Consider the following 14006-nt stretch of genomic DNA (forward strand, 5'->3'; position numbering starts at 1 on the left):
AACACCCGCGTATGTACGGCGTGTTGACGGGGCGTCGGCTCACGGGGCGCCGGGTGTGACCAGTCCCGACTCGTACGCCACGATCACCAGCTGGGCCCGGTCGCGGGCGCCCAGCTTGCCCATGATGCGGCTGACGTGGGTCTTCGCGGTGAGCGGGCTCAGGCCGAGCGATTCGGCGATCTCGGTGTTGTTCAGTCCGCGCGCCACCAGGGCGAGGACCCCGCGCTCGCGCTCCGACAGGCACTCCGGACCGCCGTGCGCCACGGGCGCCGAGGGGCTGCGCAGGAACCGCGCGATCAGCCGGGCGGTCGGGCCGGGCGAGAGCAGGGCGTCACCGGCGGCCACGGTGCGGACGGCGTCGAGGAGGTCGGCCGGTCTGGTGTCCTTCACCAGGAAGCCGGAGGCCCCCGCGCGCAGTGCCGCCACGATGTGCTCGTCGGTGTCGTAGGTGGTGAGGACCAGTACCCGCACCCCGGCCAGGTCCTCGTCGGCGGCGATCAGCCGGGTCGCCTCGATGCCGTCGAGGTCGGGCATGCGGACGTCCATGACGACCACGTCGGCGCGGGCGTGGCGGGCCAGCTCCAGCGCCTCCCGGCCCGTGCCGGCCTGCGCCACGACCTCCATGTCCGGCGCCGATTCGACGAGCATGGCGAACGCGGCCCGTACGAGGGTCTGATCGTCGGCGAGCAGCACCCGGATGGTCATCGAAGCCACCCGTCCCGCGACTGCCCGGGCACCGCGGCCCCCGCCGGCCCCGCCGGTCCGGGCACCGCTCCCCCACTGCTCAGCTCCGGTCCGGGCACCGCTCCCCCGCCCGGCGTCGGTCGGGGCACCGCTCCCCCGTCGCCCAGCGGCAGCACGGCCGCGACCTCGAACCCGCCGGCCGCCCGCGTCCCCGCCTCCACCGTGCCGCCCACGCTCCGGGCCCGCTCCCGCATGCCCACCAGCCCGAACCCGGGGACGGCTGGGGTCCCCGCCCCGTCCGCGCCGGTCCGCCGGGCGTCGTCCGCCGTGCCGCCGTCGTCCGTGACCGTCACCCGCAGCTCCCCCGCCTCCGCGCTCAGGGCCACCCGGACGGCCACGCCGGGTCCCGCGTGCCGTACCGCGTTGGTCAGGGCCTCCTGGACGATCCGGTAGGCGGCGGCGCCCACGGCGGACGGCACCTCCCCGGACCGCACGCCGACCTCGGCGCGGACGGCCGCGCCCGCGGTCCTGGCCGCCGACACCAGGTCCGCCAGCCCGTCCAGGTTCGGCAGCGGCCCGCGTCCGTCGCCGTCGTCCGGCGGGTGGCCGGTCTCGCGCAGCACCTCCAGGGTGCCGCGCAGCTCCCCGCGGGCGGCCCGGCAGGTCTCGGCGATGTCGTCGAGTGCGCGGGCGACGGCCGCCCGGTCCAGCCGGCCGGGGTCGGCGGCCAGCACGTGGGCGGCGACGGACGTCTGCACGCCGATCAGCGTGATGCTGTGCGCGAGCAGGTCGTGCAGGTCCCGGGCGACGCGCAGCCGCTCCTCGGCGACCCGGCGGCGGGCCTCCTCCTCCCGGGTGCGCTCGGCCCGTTCGGCGCGCTCGACGACCGAGGCGACGTACTGGCGGTGCACGCGGACGTAGCCGCCGAGCAGCAGGACGGCGACGACCCAGCCGGTGATCCGCAGGACCTCCAGGACCTGGTGCGGGGGCACCGCCGCGTTCACGCCGAGCACCAGGGTGATGAGGCCGCCGCCGATCAGCAGGGTCCGGCGCGGCGGGCTCAGCGTGGCGGTCGTGTAGAGCGCCACCATGACGGGCCCGGTGGCGGCGGTGTGGTTGTAGTCGAGGGCGTGGTACGGGCCGAGGAACGCGATCACGCCGAGCAGGGCGCGCAGCGGCCGGCGGCGGCGCCAGGCCAGCGGCACGTGGCCGCAGAGCAGCAGGGACCAGCCGAGCGCGTCGGGATGGCGTCCGCCGCCGAAGGTGGAGCCGATCACCACCGCGAGGACGGCGAGGGCGGCGGCGCCCCAGGGGTCGGCGCGCGGCGACCGCGGCGAGGCGCCGCCGGCCATGCGTCCGATGCCGGTCCGTACGAGCGCGGCGCCCCGCGCCCACACGTGGCCGCCCGTCGCGGCGGGCGGACGTCCGCCCGCGGCCGTGTCCGCCGTGTCCGCGCTGGTTGCCTGCACGAGGTTCATCCTCCGGTAGGGGGCGCCCCGCGCGGGAGGCGGGGGCGCCCGGGACGGGACGGCAGGGGCCCGGCCGGTCCCCGCCCGACACGTCCGGGGCGGGGCGGCCGGGCCGGGTGCGGTCTCAGCCGACGGCCGCCGGTGCCTTCTCCTGCCGCTCCGGCGGGGCCGGCGGCTCCGGTTCCCGCGACAGCCGGCCCGGCCACCACATCCGGCGCCGCAGCGCGACACTGGCGCTGGTGACGAGGTACGTCCGCACCAGGAAGGTGTCGAGCAGCACCCCGACCGAGATCACGAAGCCCAGCTCGACGAGCTGCACCAGGCCCATGTTCGTGAGCACCGCGAAGGTCGCGGCGAGAACCAGCCCGGCGGAGGCGATGACCGCGCCGGTGGTCCGCAGCGCGGTCAGCGCGGCGGCGGTGGGTTCGGCACCCGCGAGCGACTCCTCCCGCATCCGGTGCATCAGGAAGATGCCGTAGTCGACGCCGAGGGCGACCAGGAACACGAAGGAGAGCAGTCCGAGGCCGGGGTCGGTCCCCTCGAAGCCGAGCAGCGGCCCGAACACCAGGCCCCCGATGCCGAGCGCCGCGCCCCACACCGCGACCACCGCGACCACCAGCAGCAGCGGCGCGACCAGGCTGCGCAGCAGCACGACGAGGATGAGCAGTACCGAGAGCAGGACGATCGGGACGACGACGAGCCGGTCGCGGGCGTTGGTGTCCTCCAGGTCGATCTGCTGGGCGCTGGGCCCGCCGACGTACGAGCCGTCGAGTGCCTCGCGCAGCGCCTCGATGGTCCGTGTCTCGCCCGGGGACTGCGGGGCGTCCCGCGCGGTCACCGTGATCTCCGTCCAGCCGTCCGCCGTGCGGCCCCGCTCGGCGGAGGCGACTCCCCGCTGGGCCCGCGCGGCGCTGAGGGTGGCGTCCGCCTCCCCGGCCGGGGTGATCACGGTGAGGGGCTGGGTGCCCCGCTCGGGGTAGGCCGCGGCGAGGGTCTCCATCGCGGCCACCGACTCGGGCTTGTCGACGAAGGCGTCCTGCTGCTTGAGCGGGCCGGGCAGGTTCAGGGCGCCGAGGGCGAGCGCGCCGAGCAGCACGGCCCCGCCCGCGAGGACGACGAGGGGCCGCCGCCCGGCGGAGGTCCCCATCGCCGTGAAGAGGCCGCGCCGCCGCACCGGTTCGCTCCCGTACGCCGGGACCAGCGGCCAGAACACCCGGCGGCCGAGCAGGACGAGCACGGCGGGCAGCAGTGTCAGCATGGCGACCAGGGCGCAGAGCACGCCGACCGTGCCCAGGGGGCCCATGCCCCGGCTGCTGTTCAGGTCGGCGGCGAGCAGGCACAGCAGTCCGGCGGCCACGGTCCCGGACGAGGCGAGGACGGCGGGGCCGCAGCCGCGCAGCGCGGCCCGCATCGCGTCGTACGGCCGCTCGAAGCGCCGGAGTTCCTCGCGGTAGCGGGCCACGATCAGCAGGGCGTAGTCGGTGCCGGCGCCGAAGACGAGGATGGTCATCACGCCCGAGCTCTGCCCGGAGACGGTGGTCCCGAAGGTCTCGTGGAGCCCGTAGGCGACGCCCGTCGACAGGTAGTCCGCGACGCCCGCGACGACGAGCGGCACGAGCCACAGGAAGGGGCTGCGGTAGATGAGGATCAGCAGGACGGCGACGACGCCGACGGTGGTGTAGAGCAGCGGGCCGCCGAGGGAGTCGTACACCTGGGCGGCGTCGGTGTTCAGCGCGCCGGGGCCGCCGACCTCGACGCCGAGACCGCCCTCGCCGTGCGTGATCCGGCGTACGTCGTCGACCAGCGCGTCCCGCAGGTCCTCGTCCTGGCCGGGCTCGGTGGAGGAGACCGGGTACATGAGGGTGGTGCCGTCCCTGGAGGGGACCGCCGCCGGGTCGCCGGTCAGCTCGTGGCGTCCGGCGACCTCGGCGACCTGCCGGTCCGCGGTCGCCCGGTCGGCGGCGGTCAGCCCGCCGTCGCGGTGGTACACCAGCACCAGCTCGGTCGCCTCGCCGCCCGGCATCCGGTCCTGGATCCTCGCGACCTGGGTGGAGTCGGCGTTCGCCGGCAGGTAGTCCACGATCCGGTCGTGCTGCACGTCCGCCAGCTTCGCCGCGAACGGCGCGACGGCGGCCAGTACGGCCACCCAGAGCCCGAGCAGCGCCCAGGGCACGGCTTTGCGACGCTCACGCGTGGTTGTCTTTCCGGGCCCCATGCCGGGGTCCTCCCCTCCTGGACGGATGTCTGGACACGCACCAGACTCCCGTCGCGCGACGTCGTACGCGTCGCGCCGGAGGGCGAGTTCGGGGCTACTGCGCCGGGTGACGGTGCGGCCGGACTACTCCCGGGGGAGTACCGCGCCGGAGCACGTCCGCGCCGTGGCCTACGACGGTGTGCGGGCCGCCGCCAGCAGCCGGGTCACGTCGTCCGAGCAGATCGTGAGCGCCGCGCCCACCGTCGCGAGGACGTCGCGCTCGGCCGGGGTGTAGGGCCCGTCGGCCAGGGCGATACGGGCGCCCTGGAACAGGACGGCCTCCCTGCCGACGCCGGCCAGGTGCGGTGCCAGCGGGTCCAGGGCCTCGTGCAGCTCTATGGCCAGGCCGGCCCCGCACGGTTCGCCGAAGAGGCGGCCGGTGTCGGCGGCGAGGGCCTCCACGAGGGCGTTCAGCTGTTCCTCGGTGCAGTCGTCGAAGCCGGCGGCGCGCACCGCGGCGGCGGCGGTCTCCAGGGCGGCGCGGGAGCAGGTGCCGCCCGCGGCGAGGACGGCGAGCGCGACCGTGTGGACGGCGTCGCGGAGCATCGCCGAGAAGCGGGTCGTGGTGGGGTGGTCGAGGACGTCGGCGCCGAAGTGGCCCGCGCAGGCGGCGCATTCGACGACGGGGCCGGTCTCGCCGCGGGCGAGGAGCGGGACGCCGAGGAGGGTGAAGCGGCGGCGACCGGTCAGCCGCTGGTAGTTGCGGTCGCCTCCGCAGCCGGGGCAGAAGAACTCGCCGTCGCCGACGGCGGTCCACGCGGTGCGGATGCCGAGAACGCGGGACACACGACCTACGCGGACAGAACGGTCGTCTCGTCCCCATCCTGGCAGCACGTCGCACCTCCGTAACCGCGCGGCAACATCGCCGCGTTGGCGTGATGTTAGCCACATTGTGACTGCGGAGTCAGTACCCCGGGCGAGACCTCTCCGTGACCCGGTCCCGGAATGGCCGGTAAACGACGGGGCCCCCGCCGCCCTGACGGACGGAAGGGGCCCCGGAAAGTGCCGGTCAGGCGGATCGGCGGGCCGTGCGGTTGACGGCGGAGACCACGGCCTTCAGCGAGGCACGTGTCGTATTCGCGTCGATGCCGATTCCCCACATGACCTTGCCGTCGATCGCGCACTCGATGTACGAGGCGGCCTGCGCGGAGGCACCCTCGCTCATCGTGTGCTCGGTGTAGTCCAGCAGGCGCACGTCGATGCCGATGGACTGCAGGGCGTCGAAGAAGGCGGAGATGGGGCCGTTGCCGGTGCCGGTCAGGACGGTGTCGACGCCGTTCACCGAGGCCTCGACGGTGAGGGTGTCCACGCCGTCCTTGTCCGTGGTGGTCTGGCCGGTCTTGACCTGGATGCGGCCCCAGGGGTTCTCGGGGTTGGGCAGGTACTCGTCCTGGAAGATCGACCAGATGTCCTTCGGGGTGACCTCGCCGCCCTCGGCGTCCGTCTTGGCCTGGATGATCTTCGAGAACTCGATCTGCATCCGGCGCGGCAGGTCCAGCTTGTGGTCGTTCTTCAGGACGTACGCGATACCGCCCTTGCCGGACTGCGAGTTGACCCGGATGACGGCCTCGTAGGAGCGGCCGACGTCCTTCGGGTCGATCGGCAGGTACGGGACCGCCCACTCGATGTCGTCGACGGTGACGCCCCTGGCGGCCGCGTCGGCCTCCATGGCGTCGAAGCCCTTCTTGATGGCGTCCTGGTGGGAGCCGGAGAAGGAGGTGTAGACGAGGTCGCCGACGTACGGGTGGCGGGCGTGCACCTCCATCTGGTTGCAGTACTCGGCGGTGCGGCGGATCTCGTCGATCTGCGAGAAGTCGATCTGCGGGTCGACGCCCTGCGAGAACAGGTTCATGCCGAGGGTGACCAGGTCGACGTTGCCGGTGCGCTCGCCCTGGCCGAACAGGCAGCCCTCGATGCGGTCGGCGCCGGCCATCAGCGCCAGCTCGGCCGCCGCGACCGCCGTACCCCGGTCGTTGTGCGGGTGGACCGACAGGCAGACGTACTCGCGGCGGGACAGGTTGCGGCTCATCCACTCGAAGCGGTCCGCGTGCGTGGACGGGGTCGAACGCTCCACGGTGGCGGGCAGGTTGAGGATGATCTCGCGGTCCGGGCCGGGCTGCCAGACGTCCATGACGGCCTCGCAGACCTCCAGGGCGAAGTCCAGCTCGGTGTCGGTGAAGATCTCGGGGCTGTACTGGTAGCCGAACGCCGTGCGCTCGTCCAGCAGCTTCTCGGCGTACTCGACGACCAGCCGGGTGCCGTCGACGGCGATCTGCTTGATGTCGTCCCGGGAGCCGCGGAAGACGACCCGGCGGAAGACGGGCGCCGTCGCGTTGTAGAGGTGGACGGTGGCCCGCTTGGCGCCGACCAGGGACTCCACGGTCCGCTCGATCAGGTCCTCGCGGGCCTGGGTCAGTACGGAGATGGTCACGTCGTCGGGGATCGCGGTCTCGTCCTCGATGATCGAACGGACGAAATCGAAGTCCGTCTGCCCGGAGGCGGGGAAGCCGACCTCGATCTCCTTGTAGCCCATCTTCACCAGCAGGTCGAACATCTCGCGCTTGCGGGCGGGCGACATGGGGTCGATCAGCGCCTGGTTGCCGTCACGCAGGTCGGTGGAGAGCCAGCGGGGGGCGACGGTGATCCGGTTGTCCGGCCACGTGCGGTCGGGGATGTCGACCTGGTCGTACGGGCGGTACTTGTGGACCGGCATGGCGGTGGGCTGCTGGCGGTTCGGCATGATGCGAGGGCTCCTCGAAGGTGTCCGGTAGGACGGCCGACGGCGCAACGCCAGACTCCGCGGGGAGGGGGTCGGCCTCGACTACAGGCCCTCGCCGCGGCAGCTAAGGAGAAGCAGCTCGAAACGCATGATGCTCCGCAGCCTAGCCGAGCCCCGCTGCGTGCGGGGGCGTGTATCAGTATGCGGGACCGGCCGGTCATACGGGACAAACAGTGCGCCATACCACGTCGGAGTGGACGCGGAGGTTCCTTATCTCCCCATTTTCACCAATCATGGTTGCAGGGGGTGACAGTCATGTGACGCAGTGCAAGGGTGCCGACATGACCGCCACTCCAGCAGGCTTCGAGCCTGTCTTCTGCACCATCGTGCCGCCCCACGTCCTCGACACCCTCGCCCGGCACGAGGACCCCGCGCTCGCCGGACCCGCGCGCCGCACCCTGGAGCGCGACGCCCTGGAGCGCACCCACCGCCGGCTGACCACGGTCCTCGGCGCCCCGGCGCCGGCCACGCCCCGCGAGGCGGAGAGCGGCAGGCCGCACCGGACGGTCCACGACGCCCGCCACCACCAGGACCTGCCCGGCCACAAGGTGCGGAGCGAGGGCGAGGAGCCCGGCCGGGACGCCACGGTCAACCGCGCGTACGCGGGCCTCGGCGCCACCTTCGACCTCTACCTCCAGGCGTACGCCCGCGACTCGATCAACGGCGAGGGCCTGCCCCTGGACGCCACGGTGCACTTCGACCGGGACTACAACAACGCCTTCTGGAACGGCGAGCGGATGGTGTTCGGCGACGGTGACGGGGAGATCTTCCTCGACTTCACCATCCCGGTCGACGTCATCGGCCACGAGCTGACCCACGGCGTCACCCAGTACACGGCGAACCTCACGTACTTCGGCCAGCCGGGCGCCCTGAACGAGTCGATGTCGGACGTCTTCGGCTCGCTCATCAAGCAGTACACGCTCGGGCAGACGGCCGCCGAGGCCGACTGGCTGATCGGCGCGGGCCTGCTCGCCCCCCGCGTCACCGGCCGGGCGCTGCGCTCCATGAAGGAGCCCGGCACGGCGTACGACGACGACGTGCTCGGCAAGGACCCGCAGCCCGCGACGATGGACGGCTTCGTCCGCACCGGCCGCGACAACGGCGGCGTGCACATCAACTCCGGCATCCCCAACCACGCGTTCTACCTCGCGGCGACCGCCCTCGGCGGGCACGCCTGGGAGCGTGCGGGACAGGTCTGGTACGACGTCCTGACCGGCGGGGAACTCCGGCAGGACGCCCTGTTCGCCGACTTCGCGACACTGACCGTCGCCGCCGCGCGCGCCCGCTTCGGGGACGGCGAGGAGCTCCAGGCCGTGCTCAAGGCCTGGGAGCAGGTCGGGGTCAGGACCCTGTGACCGTGGCCCGCCGGGAGCTTTCGTACTAGACAGGAGCCATGCGTATTCAGGTGCGGCGCACGGGCGGTTTCGCGGGCATCGAGCGGTGCGCCGAGGTGGACACCTCGGGGCGCCCCGACGCCGGCCGCTGGCAGACCCTGGCCGAGCGGGTGATCGCCGCCGGCCGGGGCACGCCCCCGTCGGGGGTCCCGGACGGCTTCGGCTACGAGATCACGGTGGACGGCAGGACGGTGTACGCGGCCGACCCGCACCTCACCCGGGAGCAGCGGGAGCTGGTCTCCGGCGTGCTGCGCGAGGGCGCCTAGGGAGGCTCTCAAATCGCGCACGCCGTCGGCCCGTTGACTTCCCGTACCGCCGGTGCGGATGATCGCGCGCATGGCGACGAACCCCCTCCCGCAGTTCCCGCCCGGCTTCCTCTGGGGCGTGTCCACCTCGGCCCACCAGATCGAGGGGGCGGTCGACGCGCGCGGCCCGTCCGTGTGGGACGCGTTCACGGCCGAGCCGGGGCGGGTGAAGGACGGCTCGACGGCGGAGGTGGCCTGCGACCACGTCCACCGCTACCGCGAGGACGTGGCGCTCCTCGCGGATCTGGGCGTGGACGCCTACCGCTTCTCGGTGTCCTGGCCGCGGGTGGACGCGCCGGGCGGCCTCGACTTCTACGACCGCCTCGTCGACGAGCTCCGCGCGGCGGGCGTGCGCCCCGTGCCCACGCTCTTCCACTGGGACCTGCCGGTGGAGCTGGACTGGCTGGACCGCGACACCGCCTCCCGGTTCGCCGACCACACGGCACGCGTCGTCGCCCGGCTCGGCGACCGCGTGGACAAGTGGATCACCCTCAACGAACCGGCCGAGCACACCCTGCTGGGCCACGCGCTCGGCGCCCACGCCCCCGGCAGGCGGCTCCTGTTCGACGCGCTGCCGGTGGCCCACCACCAACTGCTCGCGCACGGCCTCGCGGTACGGGCGCTGCGCGCGGCCGGCGCCGGCGACATCGGGATCGCCAACTCCCACGGCCCGACCTGGGCGGCCTCGGACCGCCCCGAGGACGTGGCGGCCGCCGACTTCTACGACGTGCTCCTCAACCGCATGTTCGCGGACCCCCTGCTGCTCGGCCGCTACCCCGACGGCATCGCCGAGCTGCTCCCGGGGGACGTCGCCGCGGACCTGGAGGTGATCTCCGAGCCGCTGGACTGGTACGGGATCAACTACTACCAGCCGACCCGGGTGGGCGCCCCCGAGGGCGCGGAGATCGAGTTCGGCGGACTCACCCTGCCCGCCGAACTCCCCTTCTCCGTACGGGAACTGGAGGGTTACCCGGTGACGGACTTCGGCTGGCCCGTGGTCCCGGAGGCGCTGACCGAGCTGCTCACCGGCTTCGCCGAGCGCTACGGCGACCGGCTCCCGCCCGTCGTCATCACGGAGAACGGCTGCTCCTACGAGGGCCTCGACGACCAGGAGCGGATCGCCTTCCTGGACGGCCACGTCCGCGCGCTGCACCGCGCCTGGGAGGCGGGCGTCGACGTCCGCGGCTACTTCGTGTGGTCGCTGCTCGACAACTTCGAGTGGGCGGAGGGGTACGCGCGCCGCTTCGGCCTCGTCCACGTCGACTTCGGCACGCAGGAACGCACCCCGAAGGCGTCGTACCGCTGGCTGCGGGACGCCCTGCGGGCGCGGGGCTGAGGCGTTCCCCGGGCGGTCCGGGCGGCGACGGGACGGCCGGTCCCGGGGCTGGACCGGCCGCGCGGCCCGAATATCGGATGCCGTGACCGGGCCCCGTCGTCTTGGATGGACGGTCATGACCACCCCTCAGCACCCTCTCGACCGCCTGGAGCACTACTACGACTCGGTACCGCGCGCCGCGGCCCGGGCCGAGGAATTCGGACCGCTCACCCTGTTCGTCCGGGAGGGCCCCGGCTGGCCGTACTACGCGCGGCCCGCGCTCGGCCGCCCGGACACGGCCGGCGCCGCGGACGTCGACCGGGTCCGGGCCCGGCAGCGCGAGCTGGGCGTCCCGGAGGCGTTCGAGTGGGTGGCGGATGTGACGCCGGGACTGCGGCGGGCCGTCGAGGCGTCGGGGCTGCGGGTGCACGAGCATCCGCTGATGGTCAGGGACCGGGACGTGGCGCTGCCCGACCCGCACCCCCTGGTCCGCGTCCTCGGCCCCGAGGACCCGTTCCTGGCCGGTGCCCTGGCGCTGCCCCACGTGGCGTTCGCGGCGCCCGGCACGGGCGTCGGCACGGCCGGCCCCGCCGAACTGGCCGCCGAGACCACGGCGCGCGCCGGCGACGTGCCCGCCGCCGCGGACCGGATCAGGGCGGGCCGCACGGTGCTGGCCGCCGCGGTCGAGAACGGCGTCGCACTGTGCTCCGGGATGCATCTGCCGGTCGGCCCGGTGACCGAGGTGGCGGGCGTCGGCACCCTGCCGTCCGCCCGGCGGCGCGGCCTGGGTCTCGCCGTGACCGCCGCCCTGGTGGCCGACGCCGAGGCGCGCGGCGTCGACACGGTGTTCCTGTCGGCGGGCGACGACGACGTGGCCCGCATGTACGGCCGGCTGGGCTTCCGCAGGGTCGCGACGGCACTGATCGCGGAACCGGCCGAGTAGCTCCGGTCTCCCGGCGGCGGGCGAGGGCCCGCCGCCCGGGGCTCAGAAGCCGAGCTTGCGCAGCTGCCGGGGGTCGCGCTGCCAGTCCTTGGCGACCTTGACGTGCAGGTCGAGGAAGACCGGCGTGCCCAGCAGGGCCTCGATCTGCTTGCGGGACTTGATGCCGACCTCCTTCAGGCGCTTGCCCTTCGGGCCGATGATGATGCCCTTCTGGCTGGGGCGCTCGATGTAGACGAAGGCGTGGATGTCGAGGAGGGGCTTGTCGGCGGGCCGGTCCTCGCGCGGCAGCATCTCCTCCACGACGACGGCGATGGAGTGCGGCAGCTCGTCGCGGACACCCTCCAGGGCGGCCTCGCGGATCAGCTCGGCCACCATGACCTGCTCGGGCTCGTCCGTGAGGTCGCCCTCGGGGTAGAGCGCGGGGCCCTCGGGGAGCAGCGGGATCAGCAGGTCGGCCAGCAGGTCGACCTGCTGGTCGGCGACGGCGGACACCGGCACGATCTCCGCCCACTCGAAGCCGAGCTCCTTGCCGAGCTGGTCGATCGCGATGAGCTGCTCGGCGAGGGTCTTGCTGTCCACGAGGTCGGTCTTCGTGACGATCGCGATCTTCGGCGTCTTCTTGATCGACGCCAGTTCCTTCGCGATGAAGCGGTCGCCGGGGCCCAGCTTCTCGTTCGCCGGCAGGCAGAAGCCGATCACGTCGACCTCGGCCCAGGTGGTGCGCACGACGTCGTTGAGCCGCTGGCCGAGCAGCGTGCGCGGCTTGTGCAGGCCGGGGGTGTCCACCAGGATCAGCTGGGCGTCCGGCCGGTGCACGATGCCGCGCACCGTGTGCCGCGTGGTCTGCGGCTGGTTGGCCGTGATCGCCACCTTCTGGCCGACCAGAGCATTCGTGAGGGTGGACTTGCCCGCGTTGGGGCGGCCCACGAAGCAGGCGAAGCCGGCGCGGTGTGTGGCCTCGGACGGCTCGGATGACTCGGTACGAACGCTCATGGCGCCCATTGTCCCTGATCGTCGGGCGGCCGCCGTACCAAGGGCGCACCCGTCCGTCCCGCCGGAATCCCGCGGCCGGTCCCGGGGTCCGCTCCGTGAGGTCCCGGAAACGCCCGCGCAACACGAAACACGCCGGAAACGTCCGTGTGCACAACACGAAACGCGGGCCGGTGACCCTCGGACGACGCCCCGCCCGCCGGACGCCGCCCGCACCGCTGGAGAGACCGTGACCCTGGCCGCCCCGCACCTCGACACCGGCGACACCGCCTGGCTGCTCGCCGCCACCGCGCTGGTCCTGCTGATGACACCGGGCCTCGCCCTGTTCTACGGCGGCATGGTCCGCACGAAGAGCGTCCTCAACATGCTGATGATGAGCTTCGTGTCGATCGCGCTGGTCACGGTGGTCTGGCTGGCCGCCGGGTACTCGCTCGCGTTCGGCGACGACACCTTCGGCGGGCTGGTCGGCGGCCTGGAGCACGCCGGGATGGCGGGCATCGGCCCGGACAGCCTCCAGGGCACGGTCCCCACCCTGCTCTTCGCGACCTTCCAGCTGACCTTCGCGGTCATCACGGCCGCGCTGATCAGCGGCGCGATCGCCGACCGGGCCAAGTTCGGGGCGTGGCTGGTCTTCGTACCGCTGTGGGCGCTGCTCGTATACGTTCCCGTCGCGCACTGGGTCTGGGGTCCGGGCGGCTGGATCCTGGACCGCCTCGGCGCCCTGGACTTCGCGGGCGGCCTCCCCGTCGAGATCACCTCGGGCGCCTCCGGACTCGCCCTGTGCCTGGTCCTCGGCCCGCGCATGGGCTTCAAGAAGGAGGCCATGCGGCCGCACAACCTGCCCATGGTGGTGCTGGGCGCCGGTCTGCTGTGGTTCGGCTGGTTCGGCTTCAACGCCGGTTCGGCGCTCGGTGCGAACGGCCTCGCCGCCGCCGCGTTCCTCAACACCCTCGCCGCCGGCTGCACCGGGCTGCTGGGCTGGCTCTTCGTGGAGCAGCGGCGCGACGGCCACCCCACGACACTGGGCGCCGCGTCCGGCGCGGTCGCCGGCCTCGTCGCGATCACCCCGTCCTGCGGCTCGGTCTCGCTGGTCGGCGCCCTGGCCGTCGGTCTCGCCGCGGGTGTCGTCTGCTCGTACGCGGTGGGCTGGAAGTTCCGGCTGGACTACGACGACTCGCTCGACGTGGTCGGCGTCCACCTCGTCGGCGGCGTCATCGGCACGGTCCTCATCGGCGTCTTCGCGACGGAGTCGATGACCAAGGGCGCCGAGGGGCTGCTCTACGGGGGTGGGCTCGGCCAGCTCGGTCGGCAGCTGGTCGCCGTCCTGGCCGTCGGGGCGTACGCCTTCGCGGTCACGTACGGGATCGGGAAGCTCATCGACAGGGTCATGGGCTTCCGGGCGGACGAGGAGCAGGAGCAGACCGGTCTGGACCTCACGGTGCACGCCGAGACCGCCTACGATCACGGGGTCCTGGGGCACGGCGCCCCGGTGTCCTCCTCCGCCACCCACGCCCAGAAGGTCAAGGCCCAGGCATGAAACTCATCACCGCGATCGTCAAGCCGTACCGCCTCGACGAGGTCAAGACGGCCCTGCAGGAACTCGGTGTGCACGGGATGACCGTCACGGAGGCGAGCGGGTACGGGCGTCAGCGCGGCCACACCGAGGTGTACCGCGGTGCCGAGTACCAGGTCGACCTGGTCCCGAAGGTGCGCATCGAGGTCGTCGTCGGGGACGCCGACGCGGACCCGGTCATCGACGCGATCGTGAAGGCGGCCCGGACCGGCAAGATCGGCGACGGCAAGGTCTGGTCGGTGCCGGTGGAGACGGTGGTCCGGGTCCGCACCGACGAGCGGGGCCCGGACGCCCTCTGAC

At 73.4% G+C, this 14006-nt stretch carries 12 protein-coding genes; 6 read left to right on the plus strand and 6 right to left on the minus strand.

The features are described 5' to 3' along the window. Positions 1-39 precede the first annotated feature (39 nt). From ACFYQQ_RS06340 to leuA, 5 genes are all read right to left on the minus strand, one after another. Positions 40-705 carry a response regulator transcription factor gene (locus ACFYQQ_RS06340; RefSeq protein ID WP_355790455.1) on the minus strand — a complete coding sequence of 222 codons (666 nt, stop codon included), beginning with the start codon at positions 703-705 and terminating at the stop codon, positions 40-42. Beyond that, positions 702-2036, minus strand: a complete 1335-nt coding sequence (locus ACFYQQ_RS06345; RefSeq protein ID WP_388903999.1) for a sensor histidine kinase — start codon at positions 2034-2036, stop codon at positions 702-704. Before ACFYQQ_RS06345 ends, ACFYQQ_RS06340 begins: the two co-directional genes overlap by 4 nt. A gap of 241 nt (positions 2037-2277) precedes the next feature. After that, the gene (locus ACFYQQ_RS06350; RefSeq protein ID WP_355790686.1) at positions 2278-4368 is read right to left on the minus strand and encodes an MMPL family transporter; all 2091 of its coding nucleotides are present in this window, start codon (positions 4366-4368) and stop codon (positions 2278-2280) included. 168 nt (positions 4369-4536) lie between these two features. Next, a complete protein-coding gene (locus ACFYQQ_RS06355) occupies positions 4537-5241 on the minus strand; it encodes a TerB family tellurite resistance protein (RefSeq protein ID WP_355790688.1) in 705 nt (234 codons plus the stop codon). Positions 5242-5416: 175 nt separating this feature from the next. Then, on the minus strand, positions 5417-7147 hold the full coding sequence (gene leuA / locus ACFYQQ_RS06360; protein ID WP_388903720.1) for a 2-isopropylmalate synthase: 1731 nt from the start codon (positions 7145-7147) through the stop codon (positions 5417-5419). Positions 7148-7467: 320 nt separating this feature from the next. On the opposite strand from leuA, the gene ACFYQQ_RS06365 reads away from it, so the two are divergent. From ACFYQQ_RS06365 to ACFYQQ_RS06380, 4 genes are all read left to right on the plus strand, one after another. Continuing rightward, a complete protein-coding gene (locus tag ACFYQQ_RS06365; RefSeq protein WP_356168749.1) occupies positions 7468-8541 on the plus strand; it encodes a M4 family metallopeptidase in 1074 nt (357 codons plus the stop codon). 38 nt (positions 8542-8579) lie between these two features. Further along, on the plus strand, positions 8580-8846 hold the full coding sequence (locus tag ACFYQQ_RS06370) for a protealysin inhibitor emfourin (RefSeq protein ID WP_355793518.1): 267 nt from the start codon (positions 8580-8582) through the stop codon (positions 8844-8846). A gap of 58 nt (positions 8847-8904) precedes the next feature. Beyond that, complete coding sequence (locus ACFYQQ_RS06375) at positions 8905-10221, plus strand: GH1 family beta-glucosidase (RefSeq protein ID WP_388904001.1); 1317 nt, start codon at positions 8905-8907, stop codon at positions 10219-10221. A 115-nt stretch (positions 10222-10336) separates the two neighbouring features. Then, positions 10337-11143 (plus strand): GNAT family N-acetyltransferase, encoded by an 807-nt coding sequence (locus ACFYQQ_RS06380; RefSeq protein ID WP_388903723.1) that lies wholly within the window; start codon positions 10337-10339, stop codon positions 11141-11143. 42 nt (positions 11144-11185) lie between these two features. Here the strand turns inward: ACFYQQ_RS06380 and era are convergent, their stop codons facing one another. Further along, on the minus strand, positions 11186-12145 hold the full coding sequence (era, locus tag ACFYQQ_RS06385; protein ID WP_356168756.1) for a GTPase Era: 960 nt from the start codon (positions 12143-12145) through the stop codon (positions 11186-11188). Between the two features lie 217 nt (positions 12146-12362). Between era and ACFYQQ_RS06390 the strand changes: the two genes are divergently transcribed. Both ACFYQQ_RS06390 and ACFYQQ_RS06395 read left to right on the plus strand, forming a co-directional pair. Then, positions 12363-13670, plus strand: a complete 1308-nt coding sequence (locus tag ACFYQQ_RS06390; protein WP_355794002.1) for an ammonium transporter — start codon at positions 12363-12365, stop codon at positions 13668-13670. Then, on the plus strand, positions 13667-14005 hold the full coding sequence (locus ACFYQQ_RS06395) for a P-II family nitrogen regulator (RefSeq protein ID WP_355794003.1): 339 nt from the start codon (positions 13667-13669) through the stop codon (positions 14003-14005). Before ACFYQQ_RS06390 ends, ACFYQQ_RS06395 begins: the two co-directional genes overlap by 4 nt. The last annotated feature ends 1 nt before the right edge of the window (position 14006 follow it).

The sequence above is a fragment of the Streptomyces sp. NPDC005496 genome (genome assembly GCF_042872045.1).
Lineage (GTDB): Bacteria > Actinomycetota > Actinomycetes > Streptomycetales > Streptomycetaceae > Streptomyces.

What these genes read in the sequence shown, in the direction of transcription:
- leuA (WP_388903720.1), bottom strand. Translation starts at nt 7,147, where the DNA reads ATGCCGAACCGCCAGCAGCCCACCGCCATGCCGGTCCACAAGTACCGC.
- ACFYQQ_RS06375 (WP_388904001.1), top strand. Translation starts at nt 8,905, where the DNA reads ATGATCGCGCGCATGGCGACGAACCCCCTCCCGCAGTTCCCGCCCGGC.
- ACFYQQ_RS06365 (WP_356168749.1), top strand. Translation starts at nt 7,468, where the DNA reads ATGACCGCCACTCCAGCAGGCTTCGAGCCTGTCTTCTGCACCATCGTG.
- era (WP_356168756.1), bottom strand. Translation starts at nt 12,145, where the DNA reads ATGGGCGCCATGAGCGTTCGTACCGAGTCATCCGAGCCGTCCGAGGCC.
- ACFYQQ_RS06345 (WP_388903999.1), bottom strand. Translation starts at nt 2,036, where the DNA reads ATGGCCGGCGGCGCCTCGCCGCGGTCGCCGCGCGCCGACCCCTGGGGC.
- ACFYQQ_RS06370 (WP_355793518.1), top strand. Translation starts at nt 8,580, where the DNA reads ATGCGTATTCAGGTGCGGCGCACGGGCGGTTTCGCGGGCATCGAGCGG.
- ACFYQQ_RS06395 (WP_355794003.1), top strand. Translation starts at nt 13,667, where the DNA reads ATGAAACTCATCACCGCGATCGTCAAGCCGTACCGCCTCGACGAGGTC.
- ACFYQQ_RS06340 (WP_355790455.1), bottom strand. Translation starts at nt 705, where the DNA reads ATGACCATCCGGGTGCTGCTCGCCGACGATCAGACCCTCGTACGGGCC.
- ACFYQQ_RS06380 (WP_388903723.1), top strand. Translation starts at nt 10,337, where the DNA reads ATGACCACCCCTCAGCACCCTCTCGACCGCCTGGAGCACTACTACGAC.
- ACFYQQ_RS06350 (WP_355790686.1), bottom strand. Translation starts at nt 4,368, where the DNA reads ATGGGGCCCGGAAAGACAACCACGCGTGAGCGTCGCAAAGCCGTGCCC.